Origin of the sequence: Streptomyces sp. DG1A-41 (genome assembly GCF_037055355.1) — a bacterium.
Lineage (GTDB): Bacteria > Actinomycetota > Actinomycetes > Streptomycetales > Streptomycetaceae > Streptomyces.
Map to the genome: position 1 here is coordinate 2,733,291 of NZ_CP146350.1, position 24,085 is coordinate 2,757,375.

Annotated in this window: 17 protein-coding genes and 3 pseudogenes; 13 read left to right on the top strand and 7 right to left on the bottom strand. The window is 69.5% G+C overall.

Annotated features, from left to right (window positions below):
• Positions 1–64 precede the first annotated feature (64 nt).
• Together V8690_RS12820 and V8690_RS12825 are read left to right on the top strand one after the other, a co-directional pair.
• On the top strand, positions 65–2,644 hold the full coding sequence (locus V8690_RS12820) for a M14 family zinc carboxypeptidase (protein WP_338778413.1): 2,580 nt from the start codon (positions 65–67) through the stop codon (positions 2,642–2,644).
• Positions 2,641–3,786 carry a serine hydrolase domain-containing protein gene (locus tag V8690_RS12825; RefSeq protein WP_338778414.1) on the top strand — a complete coding sequence of 382 codons (1,146 nt, stop codon included), beginning with the start codon at positions 2,641–2,643 and terminating at the stop codon, positions 3,784–3,786. Before V8690_RS12820 ends, V8690_RS12825 begins: the two co-directional genes overlap by 4 nt.
• Before the next feature lie 69 nt (positions 3,787–3,855).
• Here V8690_RS12825 and V8690_RS12830 read toward each other — a convergent pair whose 3' ends face one another.
• Together V8690_RS12830 and V8690_RS12835 are read right to left on the bottom strand one after the other, a co-directional pair.
• Complete coding sequence (locus V8690_RS12830) at positions 3,856–4,275, bottom strand: organic hydroperoxide resistance protein (protein ID WP_338778415.1); 420 nt, start codon at positions 4,273–4,275, stop codon at positions 3,856–3,858.
• Positions 4,276–4,369: 94 nt separating this feature from the next.
• Entirely contained in the window at positions 4,370–5,392 is a 1,023-nt protein-coding gene (locus V8690_RS12835) for an NADP-dependent oxidoreductase (protein ID WP_338778417.1), read from the bottom strand.
• 90 nt (positions 5,393–5,482) lie between these two features.
• Here V8690_RS12835 and V8690_RS12840 point away from each other — a divergent pair, with 90 nt between their 5' ends.
• From V8690_RS12840 to V8690_RS12880, 9 genes and pseudogenes are all read left to right on the top strand, one after another.
• Positions 5,483–5,932: a MarR family transcriptional regulator gene (locus V8690_RS12840; protein WP_338778418.1), complete on the top strand. Its 450-nt coding sequence runs from the start codon at positions 5,483–5,485 to the stop codon at positions 5,930–5,932.
• Between the two features lie 1,179 nt (positions 5,933–7,111).
• Positions 7,112–8,274: pseudogene (locus V8690_RS12845) on the top strand (mandelate racemase/muconate lactonizing enzyme family protein).
• Positions 8,275–8,335: 61 nt separating this feature from the next.
• Entirely contained in the window at positions 8,336–9,340 is a 1,005-nt protein-coding gene (locus tag V8690_RS12850; protein WP_338778419.1) for an alcohol dehydrogenase catalytic domain-containing protein, read from the top strand.
• A gap of 110 nt (positions 9,341–9,450) precedes the next feature.
• Complete coding sequence (locus V8690_RS12855; protein WP_338778420.1) at positions 9,451–10,419, top strand: hypothetical protein; 969 nt, start codon at positions 9,451–9,453, stop codon at positions 10,417–10,419.
• 132 nt (positions 10,420–10,551) lie between these two features.
• Positions 10,552–11,673, top strand: coding sequence for a multiple monosaccharide ABC transporter substrate-binding protein (gene chvE / locus V8690_RS12860; protein WP_338778421.1), 1,122 nt, complete (start codon positions 10,552–10,554; stop codon positions 11,671–11,673).
• 32 nt (positions 11,674–11,705) lie between these two features.
• On the top strand, positions 11,706–13,256 hold the full coding sequence (gene mmsA / locus V8690_RS12865) for a multiple monosaccharide ABC transporter ATP-binding protein (RefSeq protein ID WP_338778422.1): 1,551 nt from the start codon (positions 11,706–11,708) through the stop codon (positions 13,254–13,256).
• Complete coding sequence (gene mmsB, locus V8690_RS12870; protein ID WP_338778423.1) at positions 13,253–14,497, top strand: multiple monosaccharide ABC transporter permease; 1,245 nt, start codon at positions 13,253–13,255, stop codon at positions 14,495–14,497. Before mmsA ends, mmsB begins: the two co-directional genes overlap by 4 nt.
• 55 nt (positions 14,498–14,552) lie before the next feature.
• Positions 14,553–15,701, top strand: coding sequence for an aldose epimerase family protein (locus tag V8690_RS12875; RefSeq protein ID WP_338778425.1), 1,149 nt, complete (start codon positions 14,553–14,555; stop codon positions 15,699–15,701).
• Positions 15,702–15,863: 162 nt separating this feature from the next.
• A pseudogene (locus tag V8690_RS12880) lies at positions 15,864–17,638 on the top strand (histidinol-phosphate transaminase).
• 83 nt (positions 17,639–17,721) lie between these two features.
• Here V8690_RS12880 and V8690_RS12885 read toward each other — a convergent pair.
• The 3 genes and pseudogenes from V8690_RS12885 to V8690_RS12895 all read right to left on the bottom strand — a co-directional run bounded on the left by V8690_RS12885 (position 17,722) and on the right by V8690_RS12895 (position 21,135).
• A complete protein-coding gene (locus tag V8690_RS12885; protein ID WP_338778426.1) occupies positions 17,722–19,158 on the bottom strand; it encodes a family 43 glycosylhydrolase in 1,437 nt (478 codons plus the stop codon).
• Positions 19,140–20,120 (bottom strand): arabinan endo-1,5-alpha-L-arabinosidase, encoded by a 981-nt coding sequence (locus V8690_RS12890; protein WP_338778427.1) that lies wholly within the window; start codon positions 20,118–20,120, stop codon positions 19,140–19,142. The genes V8690_RS12885 and V8690_RS12890 overlap by 19 nt, the downstream gene beginning before the upstream one ends.
• A 465-nt stretch (positions 20,121–20,585) precedes the next feature.
• Positions 20,586–21,135, bottom strand: a pseudogene (locus V8690_RS12895) (YciI family protein).
• A gap of 64 nt (positions 21,136–21,199) precedes the next feature.
• On the opposite strand from V8690_RS12895, the gene V8690_RS12900 reads away from it, so the two are divergent.
• Both V8690_RS12900 and V8690_RS12905 read left to right on the top strand, forming a co-directional pair.
• Positions 21,200–21,979: an alpha/beta hydrolase gene (locus V8690_RS12900; protein ID WP_338778428.1), complete on the top strand. Its 780-nt coding sequence runs from the start codon at positions 21,200–21,202 to the stop codon at positions 21,977–21,979.
• A 130-nt stretch (positions 21,980–22,109) separates the two neighbouring features.
• Positions 22,110–22,499, top strand: a complete 390-nt coding sequence (locus tag V8690_RS12905; protein WP_338778431.1) for a hypothetical protein — start codon at positions 22,110–22,112, stop codon at positions 22,497–22,499.
• A 53-nt stretch (positions 22,500–22,552) separates the two neighbouring features.
• Here the strand turns inward: V8690_RS12905 and V8690_RS12910 are convergent, their stop codons facing one another.
• Both V8690_RS12910 and V8690_RS12915 read right to left on the bottom strand, forming a co-directional pair.
• Positions 22,553–23,203: a DUF4360 domain-containing protein gene (locus tag V8690_RS12910; RefSeq protein WP_338778433.1), complete on the bottom strand. Its 651-nt coding sequence runs from the start codon at positions 23,201–23,203 to the stop codon at positions 22,553–22,555.
• Positions 23,204–23,570: 367 nt separating this feature from the next.
• Entirely contained in the window at positions 23,571–24,068 is a 498-nt protein-coding gene (locus tag V8690_RS12915) for an Rrf2 family transcriptional regulator (protein ID WP_338778435.1), read from the bottom strand.
• Positions 24,069–24,085 lie beyond the last annotated feature (17 nt).

A 24,085-nucleotide genomic window follows, 5' to 3' on the forward strand; every position in this document is an offset into this window, starting at 1 on the left:
TGCCGTTGAGTCGAACCGGTACACCTCGCCGTACCGATCTCAGGAAGCCCCGGAGGAGGTACGCGTGCGCACCACGAGAACCGTTCCTGCGAGACCTGTACTGATCGTCGCCCTCACCCTCGCCACGGCGGGTTCACTTCTGCTCGGCCCCGACATCGCCGGCGCGGACCCGAAGCCCGTCACCCGCGAGGGCCCGGCTGTGGACGACCGCGCCGCGCAGGCTCCCGCGATCGCGGCCCGGCGCGCACTGGCCGCGGACACACCCGCCGGGACCTCCACCGCAGCGCCCGCCCGCGGCTACCCGCGCCGCCAGATCCTCTCCCCCGACCGGCAGAACCCCGGCGACAAGTCCCTGAAGCTGGGTTTGATTCCGTACCACGCGATCGCCCCGAAGCTGAACGCGCTGCAACGCCTCGGCGACCGGGTGAGCGTGGAGGTGACCGGCCGCTCGGCCGGCGGCCACCGCCTCTACCTCGTCACCGTCACCGCCCCGGAGACCACCCGCCAGGCCCGCGCTCAGGAGCGCATGCGCGAACTGATCGAGAACGCGCCCGCGGCGGCCGCGAAGTCTCTCGAGATCAAGCGCAGTTACAAGACCCCGGTCTTCGTCAACAGCAACATCCACGGCAACGAGTGGGAGGGCACGGACGCCTCCCTGAAGCTCGTCGAGCAGCTCGCGACGGCGAAGGACGCCAGGACCCGCGACCTGCTCGCGCACAGCCGCCTGTACTTCAACATCACGGCCAATCCGGACGGCCGTATCGCCGGGACCCGCGCCAACTCCAACGGCTTCGACCTGAACCGCGACTTCGTCACCGCCTCCCAGCCCGAGACCCGCGCGATGCGGCAGATCGAGCTGGACAAGCAGCCGGCCGTCCTGCTCGACCTGCACGGCTATGTGAACGGCACGCTCATCGAGCCCACCACTCCCCCGCACGGCGAGAACTACGAGTACGACCTGTTCCTGAAGAACAGCTACGCGGGCGCTCTCAACATGGAGTCCGCGGTCAACGCCCTCGGCTACACGCCCGCGAAGGACGGCGTGGAACCGGTCCAGATCCCGTTCCGCGACCAGGAGGAGGGCTGGGACGACTGGCCGCCGATCTTCACCCCGCAGTACGCGGCCTTCCACGGCACGGTCGCAGCGCACACCGTGGAGATCCCGCTGGCGGTGAACAACGAGGAGTACGACGAACTCCCCGTCCCGGAGCTGCGCCGCCGCTCGGCGGTCAACACGGCCGTGGCGGGCGCGGCGATCCGCGCGACCCTGCACCACGTCCGGGAGCACCGCACGTCGCTCGTCTCCGATCAGATCGAGGTCTTCCGCCGCGGCGCGGCCGGCGCCCCGCAGGTACCGGTGTCACCCGAGACGGTCCCCGGCGTCCCCGGCATCGGCCCGGAGGACGTCTACACGACCACCTTCCCGCGCGCCTACGTCATCCCGCCCGGCGACTCCCGCGCCCAGCGCTCGGCCCCGGCGGCGGCCCGCCTCGTCGACCACCTCCTCGCCAACGACGTCCGCGTCACCCGGGCCGCCCGCCCCTTCCGGCTCGCCGGACGGACGTATCCCCGGGGCTCGTACGTCGTCGACATGCACCAGCCCAAGCGCGGCATGGCGAACGTGCTGCTGGCCGACGGCCGGGACATCAGCGGCAAGGTGTCCGTGATGTACGACATCTCGGGCTGGAGCCTGGGCCGCCTGTGGGGCGCCACGGTCGAGCGGGTGCCGTCGGGCAGCCTGCGGGGCACGCCCCTGCGCCCGGTCACCGAGGCCGCACCGGTCGCCCAGGTGCCCGCTCACGGCAACCTCCGTCTGCGCCTGACCGACCCGCGCGAGATCGCGGCCCTCAACTCCCTTCTCCAGCAGGGCGTTCCGGTGCGCCAGGGGCCGGACGGCAGCGCGATCGTCCCGGCGTCGGCCCGCCGCACGGCGCTCGCGTCCGCCCGCGCGCACGACGTCTCCTTCACGGCCACGCGGCTCACCGGCGGCACGCCCCTGCACCGCCTCCGGGTCGCCGCCGCCGTCACGCCGGGTGAGCTGTTCGCGCTGCGGGAGATGAACTTCGACGTCACGCCGGTCTCGACGGCCGTCCTGAACACGGGCTTCGACTGGTCCGGCACGGATGTGCTGTTCGTGTCCGCCGGCCTGGACCACGCGGCCCTGACCGCACCGGCGCGCAGGGCCCTGGACGCCTTCCTCGGCGACCACGGCCTGGTCGGCCGGGGCACGAGGGGAGCGGCCCTGAACGCGGCGGCGGACCGGCTGGCCGTCGAGCCGGTCGAGGGCAACACGGACGCGAACGGCGTCGTACGAACGGAGAACACGGGCCGCGTCACGCGCGACGCGCCCGCGCACGCCTTCGTCTACGCCCCGCTGTGGTTCACCGACCTCGGCCCGGGCGTGCGGGTGGAGCAGTCGTACGCGACCGGGAATCCGCTCGTCTCCGGACACTGGCGCCCGCTCCCGGACGGCACCGGCGGTCCCGCGGCGGCAGCGGGACAGGCCTCGGTGGTCAGCGGCGGCCGGACGGTCCTGTTCGGCACCGAACCACTCTTCCGAAACCATCCCAAGGGGGAATTCCCGCAGGTGGCGAGGGCATTGTTCACAGTGGCACACAGCGGTTCAGTTGAGGAGAGCGGATGACGCAGGAGATCCACGGCACCGTGGCCGACGGCTTCCAGGGGGTGCGCGAGGAGTTCGCCGCGTTCGTGGCCGGGGAGCGCCCCGACTACGAGGGTCAGCTGTGCGCCTACGTCCACGGCCGCAAAGTCGTCGACCTGTGGGCGGGGACCGAAGCGGACGCCCTCTACGGCGTGTTCTCGTCCACCAAGGGCGCCGCCTACCTGGTCGTCGCCCTCCTCGTCCAGGACGGCACGCTCGAACTGGACCGCAAGGTGACGTACTACTGGCCGGAGTTCGCTGCCGAGGGCAAGGGCGCCCTGACCCTGCGCGATCTGCTCGCGCACCGGGCGGGCGTGGTCGGCACGGACACCGGCTTCACCCTGGCGGAGCTGGCCGACGACCGCCAGCTCGCCGAACGCCTCGCCGACCAGCGGCCGTTCTGGCGTCCCGGCACGGCGTTCGGCTATCACGCGCTGGTCAGCGGGGCCCTGGTGGGCGAGGTCGTACGCCGCGCCACGGGCCGCACGCTCCAGGAGGTCTACGAGGAGCGGATCAGGGCCCCGTACGCCCTGGACTTCCACCTCGGCCTTCCCGCACCCCACGAGCCCCGCTTCCGCACCACCCAGCCGATGGCCCCGACCCCGGACCAGCAGGCCGTCCTCGACGCCACGCCCACGGGTCCGCACACGCTCACCTCGATCGCCTTCAACCGCCACGCCACGGAACCCACCGACCTCGCCTCGCTGCCCAACATGCCGCTGGTCCGCGCCAAGGGCCCGGCCTCGGTGGGCGGAGTGGCGTCCGCGCGGGGCCTGGCCGGGATGTACGCGGCGGCGATCAGCGAGGTGGGCGAGCAGGCGCCGCTGCTGAAGCCGGACGCGGTGGCGGAGTTCGGCCAGTTCCACTCGGTCGGCTACGACCTGGTGGCACGTGCCCACAAGGCGTTCGGCCTCGGCTTCCAGGCCACGGCTGACGCGTGGCACCCGTTCCTCGGCGCCGGGACGATCGGGCACAGCGGCGCGAGCGGCTCGCAGGCCTTCGCGGACCCGTGGAGCGGCCTGGCGTACGGCTACACGCGCCGCCGCTTCGCCTTCCCGGGCGGCGCGGCCCCGGAGAACGACCGCTTGGCGCGGGCGGTCCACACGGCGGCGCTCGCCCTCTGAGCGCCGGGCATGGGCGGAGGCCGCACCCCACGTCCAAGGGTGCGGCCTCCGCGTATGCAACGACTGCCGTCAGACGAGCGTCACGGTGATGTTCCCGCGGGTCGCCTTCGAGTAGGGGCACACGTCGTGGGCCTTCTCGACGAGCGACCGCGCGGTGCCCCGGTCCACCTTGGGAATGTCGGCGGAGATCTCCACGATGATCCCGAACCCGTCCCTGTTCTTCCCGAGGCCGACCTTCGCGGTGACGGTCGACCCGGTGAGGTCGGCCCCCTCCTGGCGGGCGACGACACCGAGAGCGCCCTGGAAACAGGCGCTGTAGCCGGCGGCGAAAAGCTGCTCCGGGTTGGTCCCGGCGCCGCTGCCGCCCATCTCCTTCGGCGGGTTGACGACGACGTCGAGCTTGCCGTCGTCGGTGGCGACCCGCCCGTCGCGTCCGCCCGCGGCGGTGGCGACGGCGGTGTACAGGACGTCGGACTGCTGGATGGCCATGCGGTTGTGTTCCTTCTGTCGTCCGCCGCGGCTCGCGCCCGGGCCGAGCGGATTCGGAAAAAACTTACCGCATACCGGAAAGCAGCAGAAGGCGTCAGAGCTTGACGATCATCTTCCCGGTGTTGTCGCCGCGCAGCACACCCAGGAAGGCCTCGAGGTTGTTCTCGATGCCCTCGACGACGGTCTCCCGGTACTTCAGCTCACCGGAGGCGACCCAGGGGGCGACCTCCTGCACGAACTGCGGCTGGAGGTCGTAGTGGTCGCTCACGAGGAAGCCCTCCATACGACCACGGGTCGCGATCAGCCGGGGAAGGTTCTTCGGGCCGGGAACGGGCTCGGTGTTGTTGTAGACGGAGATCATCCCGCAGATGGCGATCCGCCCGCCCTCGTTGAGCGCTCCGAGGGCGGCCTCCAGGTGATCGCCACCCACATTGTCGAAGTAGACGTCGATCCCATCGGGAGCGGCAGCGCGCAGCTGCTTGCTCACGGGGCCGTCCTTGTAGTTGAAGGCGGCGTCGAAGCCGTACTCGTCGACGAGCAGCTTCACCTTCTCCTCCGACCCGGCGGACCCGATGACCCGCGAGGCACCCTTCAGCCGGGCTATCTGCCCCACCTGCCCGCCCACGGCACCGGCGGCACCGGACACGAACACGGTGTCGCCCTCCTTGAAGGAGGCCACGCGCAGCAGCCCCGCGTAGGCGGTGAGGCCGGTCATGCCCAGCACGCCGAGGTACGTCGACGGCGGCGCGGCGTCCGGGTCCACCTTGACGGCGTTCTTCGCGGCCACGGCGGCGTACTCGCGCCAGCCGAGGAAGTGCAGGACGTGGTCGCCGACGGCGAGCCCCTCGGCGTTGGAGGCGACGACCTCTCCTACGGCGCCGCCCTGCATGACCTTGCCGAGCTCGAACGGGGCGACGTAGGACTTCGCGTCGCTCATACGGCCGCGCATGTACGGGTCCACGGAGAGGTACTTGTTCCGCACGAGGACCTGTCCCTCACCCGGCTGCGGAACCTCCGCCTCGACGAAGGCGAAGTCCTCGGGCTTCGGCCAGCCGACGGGGCGGCTGACCAGGTGCCACTCGCGGTTGACGGCGGGGAGGGCGGGGGTGTCGGTCATGGTGTGCCTTTCCACGGCAAAGCTTCAGTACCTGAAACAACCATGCTCCTGAAAATTTCAGGTTGTCAAATAACCGGGTACCCTCGATTCATGGCCTCCACCACACCCGCCTCCCAGAACAGCCACCGTTCCGATCCGCTGACCCTTGAGGTCGTCGAGCTCATCGGGGAGGTCGTGGCGCGGTTCCATGAGGACTACGAGGAGGCGGCGGCGGAGCATGCGCTGACCGGGGCGCAGGCGCGGTTGCTGAGTCTGCTGTGCCTGGAGCCGCTGCCGATGCGGAGGCTTGCGCGGCGGTTGAAGTGTGAGCCGTCGAATGTCACGGGGATCGTGGATCGGCTGGAGGCGCGGGGGCTGGTGGAGCGACGGCCGGATCCTGCGGATCGGAGGGTGAAGGTGGCGGCGGCGACCAGTGAGGGGCGGCGGGTGGCTCGGAGCCTGCGGGAGTCGTTGCGGTTCGCTCGGGAGCCGTTGGCTGGGCTTTCCGAGGGGGAGAGGGTGGCTTTGCGGGATGCGTTGCGGGGGATGTTGGGCGACTGAGGTCGGGGTGGTGCGGGGTGTTTCCCGGCGCTGCGGCGGTGGCGCTGGCGCGGGTGGGTCCGCAGCCAGGCGTAGCGGGGTGCCGCTCTTTTGAGACGGTGTGCCGCCCTTAGCGGCACGATTACCCGCAGCTGACCCGCAAGCCCTACGTGCACCACCACAGGAAGCGGTTGCAGGTTTCCGAGGGGGACGGTTCCGGTTTGGGGGGTGCGGGCGTCGGGTCCGGGGTTCGGGTGGGGGCCGGGGCCGGCTGGGGGGCCGCAGGGGCTGCTGTCGGGCGCGTGGGGGACGTGTCCGCCCGAGTCGGGTCGGAGCCCTTCGACGTCTCGGCGTCCCTCGCGTCCTTGGACTTCTCGGCCTTCGGGGACGTGGAAGGCGACGGCGAGTCAGATACCCCCGGCGAGGGGGACGCCGATGCTTCCTCAGCCCCCGCGCCCTCGCCCAGGCCGCCCGTTTCACCCGCCTCCACCGACGCGTCGCCGTCCGCCGATTCACCCCCGGCCGCCGCCGGCTTCGGCGTCGGCTTCGGTGCGTCCATGCCGAGCTCCGCGAGGCTCAGCCCGCCCGCCGCCAGCACGAAACCCGCCGCGACGAACAGCGTCCGACGCCGCCGACGACGATGCGCCGCGGCCTTCCGGTCCCGCCGGCTCGTCACACCACTGGGACCATCAGCGACCGGGCCACGCCCGCGCCCGCGCCGTCGAGCAGCACGCCCCAACGACTCACCGTCATCTTCGTATTCACCGTCGGACCCGTCGGACCCGACCGGCCCGTCCGAATCGTCCGTGCCGTTGTGAACGCCCTCCCGGCCCCCGGAAACGGCGTCGCACCCGCCGTACTCCGGCTCACGCCAGCGCGGCGCATCGACTGGGGTGCCACACCCCGGGCAGGCGAGCGCGCCGTTGAGGTGCCGTCGGCACGGGTCGCAGTAGTCCATGACGCGGGAAGATTAAGTTCCGCGCCGGTAACGTTCCTAGATCGGGCTGTGAAAGTTCTGTAGGGACTCGCCGCCCCCGTGGTTTCGAAACTGTCGAAACCGTTATGCGCGCGACCCATTGACACTCCCACCGTTACGTCCTTACTGTCACGCCAGCATTTCGAACGTGTGCCGAAATCTCGAACACGTCGAACTGAATGACTGACAGAACTGAGCCGAAGAAGCTGCGAGGGACAACCGCCGTGCGCATCACCGGAATCAGCACACACGTGGTCGGGACGCCGTGGCGCAACCTGACGTACGTCCAGGTGCACACCGACGAGGGCATCACCGGAGTCGGCGAGACCCGGATGCTGGGTCACACCGACGCCCTTCTCGGTTACCTGAAGGAAGCTGAGGTCAACCACATTCTCGGCTCCGACCCGTTCGCTGTCGAGGACCTCGTCAAGCGGATGAAGTACGGCGACTACGGCCGCGCGGGCGAGATCGTGATGTCCGGTATCGCCGTGATCGAGATGGCCTGCTGGGACATCAAGGGCAAGGCCCTGGGCGTCCCCGTCTGGCAGCTGCTGGGCGGCAAGGTCACCGACAAGGTCAAGGCGTACGCCAACGGCTGGTACACCACCGAGCGCACGCCGGAGGCGTACCACAAGGCGGCCCAGGGGGTCATGGAGCGCGGTTACCGGGCGCTCAAGATCGACCCCTTCGGCACCGGGCACTTCGAGCTGGATCACCAGCAGACCCTGTACGCCGTCTCCCTGATCGAGGCGGTCCGGGACGCCATCGGCCCCGAGGCCGAGCTGATGCTGGAGATGCACGGGCGCTTCTCCCCGCCACGGCCGTACGCCTGGCCAAGGAGCTGGCGCCGTTCAAGCCGGCGTGGCTGGAGGAGCCGGTCCCGCCGGAGAACCTCAAGGCCCTGGAGAAGGTCGCCGCCAAGGTCGACATGCCGGTCGCCACGGGTGAGCGCATCCACGACCGGATCGAGTTCCGCGAGCTGTTCGAGAGCCAGGCCGTGGACATCATCCAGCCGGACGTCGGCCATATCGGTGGAATCTGGGAGACCAGGAAGCTCGCCGCGACCGCCGAGACCCACTACATGCTGGTGGCTCCCCACAACGTGGGCGGCTCGGTCCTGACCGCCGCCTCCCTCCAGGTCGGGTTCACCTCCCCGAACTTCAAGATCCTTGAGCACTTCAACGACTTCGCGGACGCGGAGATCAAGAAGGTCGTCAAGGGCGCCCCGCAGGTGAACCCGGAAGACGGCTGCTTCCACCTGTCCGACGCCCCGGGCCTCGGTGTGGAGCTGGACGTCGACGCCGCCGCGGAGTTCCCGCAGCAGCAGGCCCGCTTCGACCTCTGGGCGGAGGGCTGGGAGCAGCGCAAGCCCAAGGGCACCCAGTGACCGTCCGGCCCCCGGAAACCCGGAACCGGCCACCGAAACCTTCGAAAACCGGAGGAGACACGTGAGCACCGCGGTAGTGATCGACGCGCCGGGCGAGCACCGTCTCGTCCCGCACGAGCCCCGGCGGCCCGGGGCCGGCGAGGCACTGGTGCGCGTGCACGCCTCCGGCATCTGCGGCAGCGACCGCGAGGTGTACCAGGGCAACCGCCCCGAGGGCTACGTGCGCTACCCGCTCACCCCGGGCCACGAGTGGTCCGGGACGGTCGAGGCGGTGGGCGCCGGGGTCCCCGGATCCCTCGTCGGCCGCAAGGTCGTCGGTGAGGGCTTCCGCAACTGCCAGGTCTGCGACCGCTGCCACGCGGGCGACACGACCCTGTGCTCGGCCGGGTACGAGGAGACCGGGTTCACCCAGCCGGGCGCGATGGCGGCCACGCTGACCCTCCCGGCGCGCCTGCTGCACGTCCTTCCGGACGGTTGCGACCTCACGGCCGCGGCGCTGCTGGAGCCCGCCGCGTGCATCGCGGCCGCCGCGCTGAAGGCGAACGCGCGGCCCGGCGAGAAGGTCGCCGTGGTCGGCACCGGCACGCTCGGCATGTTCGCCGTGCAGTTCCTGAAGGCGAACTCACCGGCGGAGCTGCTGGTCGTCGGCACCCGCCGGGACCGTGAGGCGCTGTCGCGGCAGTACGGCGCGACGGACTTCCGGACGAAGGACCAGGAACTCCCGGACGACGTCGACGTGGTGATCGAGACGGCCGGATCCGCGGACGCCGCCCGGATCTCCGCCGCCCTGCTCCGGCGCGGCGGCCGGCTGGTCCTGACCGGTATCCCGGCGCCGGGTGCCGACGGTCTCGACCCGACCGATCTGGTCGTACGGCAGCTGGAGGTGCACACCGTCTTCGGTGCTCCGCCGGACGCCTGGGCGCACACGGTGCGCGTGTTCGCCGCCGGTCTGCTCGACCCGCTGCCGCTGGTGACGCACGAGCTGCCGCTCGCCGAGTTCTCGCAGGCCATCGAGCTGGTGGGAGCCGGCGATCCGAAGGTGGGCAAGGTGTTGCTCCGCCCCTAGACGTACGCCGGTACGGGGCAACCTGACGGCTTCCGTACCGGCGTACACCCAGCCTTGCCCTACCCAGAGCCGCGAACCTCGTCCGACATATCGAACCGAAGGACATTCCTGTGACCGACGCTTCCGCCACGGCAGCCCGCAGGCCCGGTGAGCAGGCGCTCACCGCGCTGGGCCTGAACGCGCCCGCCCTCGACCCCGCCGACGCCTCGCCGCACTCCTTTCCCGGCGGCGGCCGCTGGCGCACCGAAATTCCCTCGTGCGAGGGTCCCGAGGCGCTGGCGGTGGTCCTGAAGGAGGCCTCGCGGCTGGACGTGCCGATCCACCGGATCAGCCAGGGCAGCGGCGTGTGGATGCTGACCGATGCCGAGATCACCGAGATGGTCGAGGCGACCGGCGAGCGCGACATCGAGCTCTGCCTGTTCACCGGCCCGCGCGGCACGTGGGACATCGGCGGGTCCACGCGCACCGACTCACGGGGGGCCGGACTGCGCGCCCGCGGCCACGACGCCGTCGCCGGATGTGTCGAAGACGCCGTCCGGGCGACGGAGTTGGGCGTCAAGTGCCTGCTCGTCGCCGACGAGGGCGTGCTGTGGACGCTGCACCGGGCGAGAGCCGCCGGCATCATCCCGGCCGACACGACCCTCAAGGTGAGTGCGCTCATCGGGCCGGTCAACCCGGCGGCGTACGCGGTGTACGAGCGGCTCGGCGCCGACTCCGTCAACGTGCCGAGCGATCTGACGCTCGATCATCTCACCGAGATCCGCCGGGTTTCCGGCGCTCCGATGGACATGTACATCGAGGCCCCCGACGACCTCGGCGGCTACGTCCGGATGTACGAGGTCGCCGAGCTCATCCGGCGCGGCGCACCGCTCTACCTGAAGTTCGGCCTGTCGAAGGCGCCCGGAATCTACCCCTACGGGCACCACATGCGGGAGCTGACCCTGGCCACCGCCAAGGAACGCGTGCGGCGCGGCCGGCTCGCCCTGGATCTTCTGGCCCGCCACGGGGCCGACGGCGACATGGCGCCGCTCGGTTCGCGGCTGCCGGGCGATCTGCAACGGTTCGAAATCTCGTCATAACGTTCCGGATACTCGCCTTCACAAAAGAAGACACAGCCGACCACAATCCGACACATCTCTTCTCGGTCTTTCCGGCCCGACCCCCCGGAGCGACTTCGCGCCTCCAGACCGAGCCCTGCACACACATCAAGGATGATGATCATGCGTAACCGCAGAGCCGCCCTCGCCGCCATAGCCGGAGCCGCGTCCCTCGCCCTGACCCTGTCCGCCTGCGGGCAGAACAGCGAGGGTGGCAGCGAGGAGAGCGGGGGCAGCGCCAAGGGCGGCACCATCGGCATCGCGATGCCGACCAAGTCCTCCGAGCGCTGGATCGCCGACGGCAACAACGTCAAGAAGGACCTGGAGTCCAAGGGCTACAAGACCCAGCTGGTCTACGGCGAGGACGACCCGGACCAGCAGGTCTCGCAGGTCGAGAACCTGATCACGCAGGGTGTCAAGGCGCTGATCATCGCGGCCATCGACAACAAGTCGATGAACAACGTGCTCCAGCAGGCCAAGGACGCCAACATCCCGGTCATCTCCTACGACCGCCTGATCCTCGGCACGCAGAACGTCGACTACTACGCGTCGTTCGACAACGAGAAGGTCGGCGAGCTCCAGGGCGACTACATCGTCGAGAAGCTCGGCCTGAAGGACGGCTCCAAGAAGGGCCCCTTCAACATCGAGCTGTTCGCCGGCTCCAACGACGACAACAACACGCGCTACTTCTTCCAGGGCGCGATGAACGTCCTCCAGCCCTACATCGACAAGAAGCAGCTCGTCGTCCGCTCCGGCCAGACCAAGCTCAACCAGGTCACCACCCTGCGCTGGGACGGCGGCACCGCCCAGAAGCGCATGGACGACATCCTGACCTCGGCCTACAAGCGCGAGCGGGTCGACGCGGTCCTTTCCCCCTACGACGGCATCTCCATCGGCATCCTCTCGGCGCTGAAGTCGGACGACTACGGCTCCAAGAGCAAGCCGCTGCCCATCGTCACCGGTCAGGACGCCGAGCTCGCCTCGGTGAAGTCGATCATCGCCAACCAGCAGTCGATGACCGTCTACAAGGACACCCGCCAGCTGGCCAAGGTCGCCTCCAACATGGTCGACGCGCTGCTGAACGACAAGAAGCCCGAGGTCAACGACACCAAGACCTACGACAACGGGTCGAAGGTCGTCCCGGCCTACCTGCTCGAGCCGGTCGCCGTCGACAAGACCAACTACCAGAAGGAAGTCGTCGACTCCGGCTACATCAAGGCGAGCGACCTCAAGTAACCGCCGGCTCACTCTGATTGGAAGGCACGACCATGGCGGGACCCGTCCTGGAAATGCGCTCGATCGTCAAGACCTTTCCCGGCGTCAAGGCGCTGTCGGACGTCACGCTGACCGTCCAGCAGGGCGAGGTCCACGCCATCTGCGGGGAGAACGGCGCCGGTAAGTCGACCCTGATGAAGGTCCTCTCCGGCGTCCACCCGCACGGCACCTACGAGGGGGACATCCTCTTCGAGGGGGAGGTCTGCGAGTTCAAGGACATCCGGGCGAGCGAGCAGCGCGGCATCGTCATCATCCACCAGGAGCTGGCGCTGTCGCCGTACCTCTCCCTCGCGGAGAACATCTTCCTCGGCAACGAGCACGCCAAGGGCGGGTTCATCGACTGGAGGGAGACGCTGCGGCACGCCACCGAGCTGCTGCGGCGGGTCGGGCTCAGCGACCACCCCGACACCCGCGTCGCCGACATCGGCGTGGGCAAGCAGCAGCTCGTGGAGATCGCCAAGGCCCTGTCGAAGAAGGTGAAGCTGCTCATCCTGGATGAGCCGACCGCGGCCCTGAACGACGAGGACAGCGACAAACTCCTCGATCTCATCCTGGAGTTGAAGAAGCAGGGCATCACCTCGATCATCATCTCCCACAAGCTCAACGAGATCCGCAAGGTCGCCGACTCGGTGACGATCCTCCGCGACGGCCAGACCATCGAGACCCTCGATGTGAAGGCCCCGGAGACCACCGAGGACCGGATCATCAGCGGCATGGTCGGCCGCGACCTGGAGAACCGCTTCCCGGAGCGGTCGCCGCACGAGCCCGAGGAGGGCGTGGCGCCCGCCCTGGAGGTACGGGGCTGGACCGTGTTCCACCCGATCGACCAGCAGCGCAAGGTCGTCGACGACGTGTCCCTGCATGTCCGGCGCGGCGAGATCGTCGGCATCGCGGGCCTGATGGGCGCCGGCCGCACCGAGCTCGCGATGAGCGTCTTCGGGCGGACGTACGGCCGGTACGCGGGCGGCACGGTGCTCAAGGACGGCAAGGAGATCCGTACGAAGTCCGTGCCCGAGGCGGTCAAGCACGGGATCGCGTACGTCACCGAGGACCGCAAGCACTACGGCCTCAACCTCATCGACACCATCAACCGGAACATCTCGCTGACCGCCCTGGGCAAGGTCGCCAAGCGCGGTGTGGTCGACGAGCACGAGGAGCGGCAGGTCGCCGAGGGCTTCCGCAAGTCCATGAACATCAAGGCGCCGACCGTCTTCGAGCCGGTGGGCAAGCTGTCCGGCGGCAACCAGCAGAAGGTCGTCCTCAGCAAGTGGATCTTCTCGGGTCCGGACGTGCTGGTCCTGGACGAGCCGACGCGCGGGATCGACGTCGGTGCCAAGTACGAGATCTACACGGTCATCGACCAGCTGGCCGCCCAGGGCAAGGCGGTCGTCTTCATCTCCTCCGAGCTGCCCGAACTGCTCGGCATGTGCGACCGCATCTACACGATGGCCGCGGGGCGGCTGACCGGTGAGTTCTCGCGGGCCGAGGCCTCACAGGAATCGCTGATGCGTCAGATGACGAAGGACAAAGAGGTAACCCGATGAGCACGGACGTGACCGCCAAGACGCCGGCCCCCGCGCCGCCCGGCAAGGGTGGGGCGGCCACCGGCGACGGACTTCTGCAACTGGTGATGGACGGCATGCGCCGCAACATGCGGCAGTACGGCATGCTGATCGCGCTGGGCCTGATCGTGGCGCTGTTCGCCGTGTGGACCGACGGCGACCTGCTGCTGCCGCGCAACGTCTCCAACCTGGTCCTCCAGAACAGCTACATCCTGATCCTCGCGATCGGCATGATGCTGGTCATCATCTCGGGCCACATCGACCTGTCGGTCGGCTCGCTGACGGCGTTCGTCGGCTCGATGGCCGCCGTGTTCATGGTCAAACACGACATACCGTGGCTGCTCGCCGTGGTGCTCTGCCTGGCCGTGGGCGCGGTCGCGGGTGCCATCCAAGGGTTCTTCATCGCGTACGGCGGCATACCGTCGTTCATCGTGACCCTGGCGGGCATGCTGATGTTCCGCGGTCTGACCGAGATCTTCCTGGAGGGCCAGACGCTCGGCCCGTTCCCGCAGGGCCTCCAGAAGGCCGCCAACGGCTTCCTGCCCGAGGTCGGCCCGAACACCAACTACCACAACCTCACGCTGCTGCTGGGCTTCGCGATGATCGCCCTGGTGATCTTCCAGGAGGTCCGTGACCGCAGGCGGCAGCAGGAGTTCAACCTGGACGTCCCGCCCGCCAAGCTGTTCCTGCTGAAGCTGGTCGCGATCTCCGCCGCCGTGCTGACGCTGACCATGCTGCTGGCCAGCTACAAGGGCGCCCCGATCGTGCTGCTCGTCCTGGGCGTGCTGCTCGTCGGCTTCGGCTACGTGATGCGCAACGCGATCATCGGCCGCCACATCTACGCCATCGGCGGCAACCTCCCGGCGGCCAAGCTGTCGGGTGTGAAGGACAAGAAGGTCACCTTCCTGGTCTTCCTGAACATGGGCATGCTCGCGGCCCTGGCGGGTCTGGTCTTCGCCGCCCGCTTCAACGCGGCCTCTCCCAAGGCCGGCCTCAACTTCGAGCTGGAGGCGATCGCGGCCTCGTTCATCGGCGGTGCGTCGATGAGCGGCGGTGTCGGCACCGTCCTCGGCGCGATCATCGGTGGCCTGGTCCTGGGCGTGCTGAACAACGGTATGAACCTCGTCGGCATCGGCACCGACTGGCAGCAGGTCATCAAGGGCCTGGTGCTCCTGGCGGCGGTCGGGTTCGACGTGTGGAACAAGCGCAAGGTCGGTTCGTAAGTCACTGAGGCCCCGCCGGAAGGCGGGGCCTCCTCCTTATGCGGGAGCCGCACACATGGAACTGAACAGACGCACGGTCATCGCGGGAGCCGCGGCGGCGGGCATAGCCGCCACCACGCTCGGCGGCACGGCGCACGCCACGGGAGGCAGGAAGCCGGTGAAGACGCTCTTCGGCAAGCTCGCCGACGGCACCAAGATCTACAGCTGGTCGCTGGAGAACGGCGGCACCCGCCTGAAGGTGCTCTCCTACGGCGGCATCGTCCAGTCGCTGGAGATCCCCGACCGCCGAGGCCGCTACGCCAACGTCTCGGCCGGCTTCGACAACATCGAGGACTACGTCGCCAAGAGCCCGTACTTCGGCGCCCTGATCGGCCGCTACGGCAACCGCATCGGCAAGGGCAAGTTCACCCTCGACGGCAAGAACCACCAGCTCTCCGTCAACGACGGCGAGAACAGCCTGCACGGCGGCGCCAAGGGCTTCGACAAGCGCGTCTGGGACATCGAGCCGTTCACCAAGGGCTCCGACGTCGGCCTGTACCTGTACTACACGAGCGTCGACGGCGAGATGGGCTACCCGGGCACGCTCAAGACCAAGGTGACGTACACCCTCACCAAGCACGGCGACTGGCGCATCGACTACGAGGCCACCACGGACAAGGCCACCGTCGTCAACCTCACCAGCCACGTCTACTGGAACCTGGCCGGCGAGGGCAGCGGCACGATCGAGGACCACGAACTCCAGATCGCGGCCTCCCGCTACACGCCCACCGACTCGGGCCTGATCCCCACGGGCGAGCTGGCCAAGGTCGCGGGCACCCCCTTCGACTTCCGCAAGGCCAAGCCGATCGGCCGGGACATCCGCGTCTCCCACCCGCAGCTGGTGACCGCCAAGGGCTTCGACCACAACTGGGTCCTCGACAAGGGCATCACCGCCCGGCCCGAGCACATCGCCACCCTGCGCGACCCGGCCTCCGGCCGCACGATGAAGATCGCCACGAACGAGCCGGGCCTCCAGTTCTACTCCGGCAACTTCCTCGACGGCACCCTGACCGGCCCGTCCGACCGCACCTACCGGCAGGGCGACGCGCTCTGCCTGGAGACGCAGCACTTCCCGGACTCGCCGAACAAGCCGTCGTTCCCGTCGACGGTGCTGCGGCCCGGGCAGACGTACCGGACGACGACGGTCCACACGTTCGACTGCTGACCGTCTTCACAGGTGGCACACAACTTTCTGAGGGGACCCTCAGTGGTTGAACAGCGCCACCGCAGCCTCCGTATGTAAGGGCGGCCCGCGCTCCCCCGCGCGGGCCGCCCTTAAACGTCGGGTCCGGCCGTCCCCAACGGACCCGCCCTATACGGAGGTTCCATGGCCGACAACGTCACGTCGCTGTTCCGCAGCACCGCGGCGCACAGCCCGTCGATGGCGGCGTTGACACGTGAGGGCGGCGACGGCGCCGGGCCGGTGGACTTCTGCATCCCCTGCAACCCGTACTTCCCCACCCCGGCCATGTTCGACGACATGTCGGCCAGACTGCGCGACATCATCACGTACTACCCGAGCAGCGCCGACACCATCACGGCCGAGCTGTGCAGCCTGCTCCAGCTGCCGCCGCAGTGCGTGGCGATGGGCAACGGCTCCACCGAGCTCATCACCTGGATCGACCACCTGCTCGTCCGCGAGTCCCTCGCCATCCCCGTCCCCACCTTCGGGCGCTGGACCGACCAGCCCATGGAGACCGGCAAGCGGGTCGACATGTTCCCGCTCCAGGAGTCCAGCGGCTTCGCCCTCGACCTCGCGCAGTACGCCGAGTTCATCCGCGCCCGGGGCACGCGCGTCGCCGTCATCTGCAACCCCAACAACCCCGACGGCGGCTTCCTGCACAAGCACGCCATCGTCCAGTTCATGGACGCGATGGCCGACCTCGATCTGATCGTCATCGACGAGTCGTTCCTGGAGTTCGCGGACGCCGAGGCCGAACCGTCCGTCGTCCAGGAGGCGATGCTGCGGCCCAACGTCATCGTGCTGCGCAGCCTCGGCAAGAACTTCGGCCTGCACGGCATCCGCTTCGGCTATCTCGTCGCCAACCCGGCGCTCGCCGGGCGGGTGCGGTCGATGCTCCCGAAGTGGAACCTCAACTCCTTCGCCGAACATGTCGTCTTCATGCTCAAGGAGCACGGTGCCGAGTACGCGCAGAGCCTTCAGCAGGTGCGGCGCGACCGCCTCGACATGTCCAGCCAGCTGTCCTCCCTGCCCGGGCTGACGGTCTACCCGTCGCAGGGCAACTTCCTCTTCGTGCGCCTCCCCGTGGGCGCCGAGGGCACCGTGGTCCGGGACCGGATGCTCACCGAGCACCGGATCCTGGTCCGCGAGTGCGGCAACAAGATCGGTTCGTCCAGCCGCTTCCTGCGTCTCGTCGTGCGCCCCCAGGTGGACGTGCGTCGCCTGGTGTCCGGCCTGGAACAGGTGCTCTACGGGACGTCCAGGAGGGGAGCCGCCGTACCCGAGCTGGGCAACGGGACCAGCTACAGCTCGGGTACGGCGGCGGTGGACCGTCTGGTGAGCGAGACCAACGGATCCGGTATGCGGGGCCTTGCCGCTCAGGCCGTCGGTGCGGGTGGCCCGGGGCCGTCGGCCCCGGGCAGTACCGGTACCGGTACCGGAATGCCGCTTCCGGCTGCCGCGTCGGCCGGGTCGGCGGGGGCGGGGATGCCGATGTCGGCGGCTGCGCAGGTCGGGCACGTTGGGCAGATGGGTCACGTCGGGCAGATGGGGCAGCAGCAGATGCCGCAGGCTGTGCCCCAACCTGTCCCTCAGCCGGTGCCGCAGGCCGTTCCGCAGCCGGCGCCCCAGCCCGTGCCGCAGCCGACGCCGCAGCCCATGGCCGCGCCGCCGCTGGCGCCGCTGGCGCCTGTGGCGCAGGCGCCGTTCCCGTCCCCGACCCCAGCACCGGCGCCGGTCCCTGCTCAGGCGCCGGCTCCGTGCCGGCCGCGACCGGGCCCACCCCGCCGGGGGTCCCCGCGCGGGGTGGGTTGACCGCCGCGCAGGTCCGGGGGACGAACGGGTTGTCGCCTGCGCCGGCGACCGGGTGGCCGGGGGCGCAGGCGTGGCCCAACGCGGCGGGGATGGGGCAGGCCGGGTAGTCGTGCGGGTGCGGGTGCGTCGTGGTTGATCGCGCCCACGCGGCTGAGCCGCACATCAAACACAGCCCCGCGCCCCTAGGGAGCTATACCGCGGTCAGTTTCCACTGCTGGCAATTGTTGTTGAGCCAGGTCCACTGGCGTACGTCCGCGCTGTCCGCCGTCGAACAGTCGGCCACGTCGGCCACCTTGCCGGTGGCCTTGTTGGCGATGCGGACGTAGCCGCCGTCCGTGGCGACGAACTGGAAGCGCTGGCATGTGTTGTTCAGCCAGGACCACTGGCGCAGGTCGGCACCGTCGGCGGACGAGCAGGCGGCGGTGTCGAGCACCTTGCCGGTGGCGACGTTCACCAGACGGTGGGTGTCGTCCCCGAGGTCCTCCAGCCGCCACCGCTGGTTGGCGCCCCCGTTGCAGGCGTACTGCTGCACGTTGGCCCCGTCGGCGGACGAACTCCCCGCCACCTCCAGGCACTTGTTGCTGTTGCGGTTGGAGACGGTGTAGGTCGTGGCGGCGGATGCCGGTTCGCCGGACGGGCCGGGCATGCTCGCCCCGAGCCGGACGGGCGTGCCGAAGTTCGGGGTGCCGTCGGAGTTCCAGGTGAACTTCTGGGCCCGGGTCGTACGGCCGTTGTCGCAGCCCTCGGAGGCGGAGTCGTTGGCGTGGTAGACGATCCAGTTCTCGCGGCCGTCGGGTGAGGTGAAGAAGCCGTTGTGCCCCGGCCCGTACACGCCGCCTGCGTCACTGCGCTGGAAGACGGGCGTGGACTTCTTCGTCCAGGAGGAGGCGGACAGCGGGTCGGAGCCGGTGAGCTCCAGTTGCCCGAGTTTGTAGTCGGGCGTCCAGCAGCCGCTCGCCGAGTAGACGAGGAAGGTCCGGCCGCCGCGCTGGAGCACCTCCGCGCCCTCGTTGACGGTGCCGCCCTGCCGTTCCCAGGCGTGTGTCGGGGTCGAGATCGTCGAGTAGGAGCCGCTGACGGTGTACGGGTTGGACATCGGTGCGATGACCAGGTTCTGCGTCCCGCCCGTGATCGCGCTGCCCAGCATGTACAGCCGGCCACCCACGTTCATCAGGCTCGGGTCCAGCATCCAGGCGGAGTTGAGCTGCCCCTTGTAGGTGTAGGGGCCCATGGGGTCGGACCCGGCGCTCTCCAGCACATGGCTGCGCTGCGTGGGGTTGTAGTCGGACACGTTCTGCCCGGCGACGTAGTACAGGTACCAGCGGCCGTTGACGAAGTGCAGCTCCGGCGCCCAGATGTTGCAGCACCGGGAGGCGGCGTCGCCCTTCCACACCTGGACGCTGGGCGCGGTGGAGAGCCCGGCGAGGGTGGCGGACTTGCGGATGGTGATGACGTCGGTCCAACTGGTCGTCACCAGGTAGTAGTTGCCGTCGTGGTACGAGATCCAGGGGTCGGCGCCCTTGACGGACTTGACCGGGTTGGCGAACGAGGCGGCACTCGCGGTGGGCTGGCCGAGGCTGAGGGCGAGCATCAGCACGGCCAGCAGGGTCAGTAGGCGACGGGCCATCCGCTGCTCCAGTTCAGGAGGTTGACGCCAAGCTTGGGGGTGCCGTTGGCATTGCCGTCGTAGTAGTGGTAGACGATCAGGTCGCCGTCGACGTCGTTCATGATCGACTGGCCGCCCGGTCCGATGATGCTGCCGTGCGACTCCAGGACGGGCGTGCCGCCGTTGTTCCTCATGTCGACGCCGTTCTTGTCGTGGTACGGCCCGGTGATGCTGGACGCGCGCCCGACCTTGACCTTGTACGTCGAACTGGTGCCGTTGCAGCAGGTGTCGTACGAGGCGAAGAGGTAGTAGTAACCGTTCCGCTTGACGATGAAGGGCGCTTCGACGGCCTTGGTGCCGGTGGGGCGGGAGGCGAGCGAGTACCGCGTGGTGTTGCCGGACAACTGCTTCCCGGTGGACGGGTTGATCTGGATCATCTTGATCCCGGTCCACCAGCTGCCGAAGGACAGCCACCACTTTCCGTCGTCGTTCACGAAGAGGTTCGGGTCGATGGCGTTGAAGTCGCTGGAGGAGTTCGACGTGTAGACCGTGCCCTGGTCGGTCCAGCTGCCCGGCTGGCCGGTGCTGGAGGTCGCCAGGCCGATGGCGGACGTGTTCGAGCCGAACTTCGAGACGGAGTAGTACATCAGGTACTTGCCGCCGTGGTACGAGATGTCCGGCGCCCAGGCCTCCGGGACGGAGGAGTAGTTCCGCCACCAGGCGGGCCTGCTGGAGAAGGCGTCGCTGCCGTTCCGGAAGGCCGTGCGGTCGCTGGAGGTCTTGCTGGCGATGCCGCCGCCGGTGGCGTAGAGCAGGTACTGGCCGGACGATGTGCGGATCATCGACGGGTCGTGGGTGACGATGTCGCCGGTGACCCGGCCGGGGTTGGGGTACGCGGACGCCGCACTCGGCATCAGGGCGAGCAGTACGGCGGTGGGGAGGGCGAGCAGGGCGGTTCTCTTGCGCAGGATGGAGCGGCTCATACGGTCCTCCTTGCGGTGGGGGTGACTGATCGATATTTCGAACAGCGATCGCAAGTTCGAACGGAACGTAGAATCGAACGCCTTGCGCGTCAATGGTTCGCGCAGCACCTGTCACCACCGGCCGGATCTCTGGGCAAGGACAGCCACCCCGGCACGTCGACCTCGGCACGCACGGTCTTGCCGGGAGGCTCGCGGTCGAGCACCTCCCAGCGTTCGGCGAGCGCGTCGACCAGGACCCTTCTTCACCGCCCGCTTCACCTGCGACGGCTTAGGGCGTGACTTCGGCTGGGAGCGGGGCTCGGCGCGCGGCTTCGGGCGGGCCGCCGCCTTGCGGGCCGCCGCACGACGGGCCGCTGTTCGCTTCGCTGCCGCCCGGGCCGCGCGGGCACGGGCCTGGGCTGCGCGGCGCGTGCCGCCCGCTTGCGGGCGACGGCGTCCCCGACCTGTGACCGCAGGGCCCGCTCGTCACCGTCGTCCGCCGAACTCCCAAGCATGCGCTTCGATATCGTCGTACCTCTCCTGGCTCAGCACGGCACGCGCCGTCTCCGCGTCCGGGGCCCGCACCAGCGCGGCCGTACCCACCCAAACCGCACCGTCGTCCGACAGCAGTGGCCCGTACGCGATCAGCCCGTCCCGGTCGGCCGGCACGTCGAGGTCGGCGGCGGGGCCCGAGCCGAAGCACGAGGACGAGGTAGCGGTTGCCGCTCGTCCGGCCCCCGGGAAAGTCCCACATGGTGCGGCCCAGGAGGTTGCGCCAGCGGCGCAGCAGGACGTCCCGGTACACGCCGGCCTGGTAGTTGGGCTCGTCGAAGGCGAACGCGCGGGCGGCGGCGGCATCCGGGAGGTCGACGATGTGCACGCTGCCGGTGGGCGTTTCCCCGTCACTGCCGAAGGTGGGGCCGCGGGCGACCAACTCCGCGTCGTACTGGTCCATATAGGCCCAGTGCGCTTCCCCCAGTCCCTCACGCAACGGCAGGGAGCCGGGTCGATCGCGGTGATAGCAGAAGAACTCCATGGCGTATCCGTCCCGGGTAGTTACTCTCGTCTCTCCCGTCATCATGACCGCAGGAGAGCAGACAGTGCGCAGCGTCGCCGTAACGCCCGAGGGTGATCAGATCCGCTGGGTCGAACTGCCGGGGCAGGAACCGCCGCGCGTCTACGTGCACGGGCTGGGCGCCACCTCGCCCGTCTACTTCACGGAAGTCGCGGTCGATCCCCGGCTGGCCGGACGCCGTTCACTGCTGATCGATCTGATGGGCCACGGCATCAGCGACCGCCCGACGGGCTTCGACTACACACTGGAATCCCACGCCGACGCGCTCGCCGGTGCCCTGACTTCCGCTGGCGTCTCGGGCGCCGAGCTGATCGCCCACAGTATGGGCGGCTCGGTCGCGATCGTCCTGGCCGCCCGCCACCCCCACCTGGTCTCCCGGCTGGTGCTCATCGACGCCAACCTGGATCCGATCCCGCGCAGGCCGGGCGCCTCGGGCAGCAGCGGCATCGCCGCCTACTCGGAGCAGGAGTTCCTGGCGGGCGGATGGGAGGAGGTCCGCGACCGGGCCGGCACCCACTGGTGGTCCACCATGCGTCTGGCCGGCCGCGAGGCCCTCCACCGCAGCGCGTACCACCTCACCCGCGGCACGACCCCCACCATGCGCGAACTCCTCCTGGAGCTGAAGATGCCCCGCACCTTCCTGTTCCCCGAGGCGGACGGCCCTCTCCCGGGCACGGACGCCCTCATTGAGGCGGGGGTGTCGGTCGTCCCCGTCCCCGACTGCGGCCACAACGTCATGCTGGACAACCCGGAAGCCTTCGCACAGGCCACCGCGGCGGCACTCACGCCCCAGGCCCCGAACTGACCACTCCGCCGGCACGCACGCAGAGCCCGGGATCCCGCGCCTGCGAGACCGCGCATCACGAAGATCTCGGCAGTGGCCCCACGCACCTGTATCGGGGCCCATCCGCCTGCGAAGAGGGAAACTTCCCGCCATGCGGTACGTACGATTCGTCAAAGGCGCCGTCACCGTCGCCGTCTCCACCGCGGCCTGCCACTCCCTCATGTACGCCGGCTTCGCGGGGGCACGCGACAGCGCGGCCGCGAGCGGAGACGCGATGTTCGCCGGCGCCTTCGAGTTCCTGCTCACCACGGCCGCTTCCTGGATTCTCATGCCCCTTCTGCTGTGGGCCGGCATGCGAGTGATGGGGGAGACCGGCAACACCGTGCTGGTGGCCGTCGGTGGGTTCGTCTGGCTGGGGTTGTCCGGGTACTTCACCAACGACATCGACCGCGCGGGCGGGCACATACCGGTCCTGGCCCTCGCCGCATACGTGCTTCTCGGTACGGCGCTGGCCGGGGCCGACACAGGCCGCCGCAGTTGAGGCTCCCGGAGCCAGGGGTGGCCCGCCAGGGCGGCGGGCCACCCCTCGTCCCGTCAGGACTTCGGGCACTCCTTCCACGCCATGTGGTACACCGTGCTGATGTCCCCGTCCGTCGAGTCCATCGTCATGAAGCTGACTTTGTCGGCCGACTGCGTGCCGGCGTTGACCCGGAGTTCGGTGTTGATGTTGAAGTTGCGCTGGACTCCGCAGGGTGCGTAGACCAGTTGGGCCCAGTCCGTTTCGTCGGTGGCCTGCCAGTTGTCGTTGTAGGGGCCGCTGAAGGGGTGGCTCCGGGACGCCGTGCTCGGGGAGCCCTGGAAGTAGTACGAGGCTCTCTGGGTGGCGCTCGCACCGCGCTGGAGGGAGGCGAAGCCGCGGTAGTCGGCGCTGGCGATGGCGTACGTGAAGCCCTGGGGCACGTGGACGATCAGGCTGAGCTGGCAGTTCTTGCGGAACGCGGTGGGATCGGAGCCCCCGCCGGCCTGGGCGAGGTAGTCGCTGTAGGTCACCGTGAAGGCCGTGTTGTCCTCGGAGACGGCGACCGCGGCCGTGCCCTGGGGGCAGCCGGAGCCGTTCACGGTGGCGACCTTGATGACGATCTTGTCCGGAGGCGGGTTGTCGAACCCGGAGGACGGGGATTGCGCGGGAAGTGCGCTGGTGAGGAGCGCGGCGATCGCGCCGCTCAGAAGCAGGCCACCGGCCATGGTTCTCCCATCCGTTCGTGGGGGGTGGAACATGGAATGGGCATGTGCATGTCAAGATGACAGCGCATGCACGCCCGGCCTGTGACCATTGCATGAAGGAGCTGTGGAGGCCGGGAGCGGTCGCATCGTACGCAGGGCGGGAGGGGCCGGCCAGGGCGGTCTCCGGCCATTCACAGTGGCGGGATCACACCGGGAGAAGGGGCGCGGGGCGCGTCCGCGCGGGCCCCGTCGGCACCAGCAGTACCGGCGGGCGCATAAGGTGCGTTACCAGTGCGTGAGACCAGGACACCCCGAGGACGCGATGAGCATCACCCACCCGCTCCCCCGCGGACGCGGCCCGTCACGGGTTCTCCCAGGCCCCGGCCCGTCACGGGTTCTCCCAGGCCGCCGGTTCCGCCGCCAGCCGCTCCACCGGCTCGGGCAGCGCACCGGCCGCGAGGTCGGCGATCGTCACGCCCTCCAGGATCCTGCGCACGTTGGCGCGCAGGGCGATCCACAGCGGCAGCAGCGGCTCGGCGGTGCCGGTGTACGCGAGGCCGGTCGGGCGCTCGCCGCGCACCGAGACGATCGGTGCGTCCACGGCCCGGAGCACGTCCGCGACCGTGATCTCCGTGGCCTCCCGAGCCAGCCGGTGGCCGCCGCTCCCGCCGCGCCGGCTGTCGACGACACCACCGCGCCGCGGATCGCCGAGGATCCCTTCCAGGAACTTGTGGGGGATGTCCTGCGCGGGGGCGACGGTCTCCGCCTTGACCGGTCCTCCGCCCTGCCGGACGGCCGGCTCCACGACCGCTCGTACCGCGTAGTCCGCACCTGCCGGGATCCTCGTACGGCCGTTGTCGCGATCGGCCTGTAGACCATGACCCACCAGCACCACGCACGGCA

What these genes read in the sequence shown, in the direction of transcription:
- V8690_RS12875 (WP_338778425.1), top strand. Translation starts at nt 14,553, where the DNA reads ATGGAACTGAACAGACGCACGGTCATCGCGGGAGCCGCGGCGGCGGGC.
- V8690_RS12835 (WP_338778417.1), bottom strand. Translation starts at nt 5,392, where the DNA reads ATGACCGACACCCCCGCCCTCCCCGCCGTCAACCGCGAGTGGCACCTG.
- mmsB (WP_338778423.1), top strand. Translation starts at nt 13,253, where the DNA reads ATGAGCACGGACGTGACCGCCAAGACGCCGGCCCCCGCGCCGCCCGGC.
- V8690_RS12890 (WP_338778427.1), bottom strand. Translation starts at nt 20,120, where the DNA reads ATGAGCCGCTCCATCCTGCGCAAGAGAACCGCCCTGCTCGCCCTCCCC.
- V8690_RS12905 (WP_338778431.1), top strand. Translation starts at nt 22,110, where the DNA reads ATGCGGTACGTACGATTCGTCAAAGGCGCCGTCACCGTCGCCGTCTCC.
- chvE (WP_338778421.1), top strand. Translation starts at nt 10,552, where the DNA reads ATGATGATCATGCGTAACCGCAGAGCCGCCCTCGCCGCCATAGCCGGA.
- mmsA (WP_338778422.1), top strand. Translation starts at nt 11,706, where the DNA reads ATGGCGGGACCCGTCCTGGAAATGCGCTCGATCGTCAAGACCTTTCCC.
- V8690_RS12885 (WP_338778426.1), bottom strand. Translation starts at nt 19,158, where the DNA reads ATGGCCCGTCGCCTACTGACCCTGCTGGCCGTGCTGATGCTCGCCCTC.
- V8690_RS12830 (WP_338778415.1), bottom strand. Translation starts at nt 4,275, where the DNA reads ATGGCCATCCAGCAGTCCGACGTCCTGTACACCGCCGTCGCCACCGCC.
- V8690_RS12825 (WP_338778414.1), top strand. Translation starts at nt 2,641, where the DNA reads ATGACGCAGGAGATCCACGGCACCGTGGCCGACGGCTTCCAGGGGGTG.
- V8690_RS12840 (WP_338778418.1), top strand. Translation starts at nt 5,483, where the DNA reads ATGGCCTCCACCACACCCGCCTCCCAGAACAGCCACCGTTCCGATCCG.
- V8690_RS12910 (WP_338778433.1), bottom strand. Translation starts at nt 23,203, where the DNA reads ATGGCCGGTGGCCTGCTTCTGAGCGGCGCGATCGCCGCGCTCCTCACC.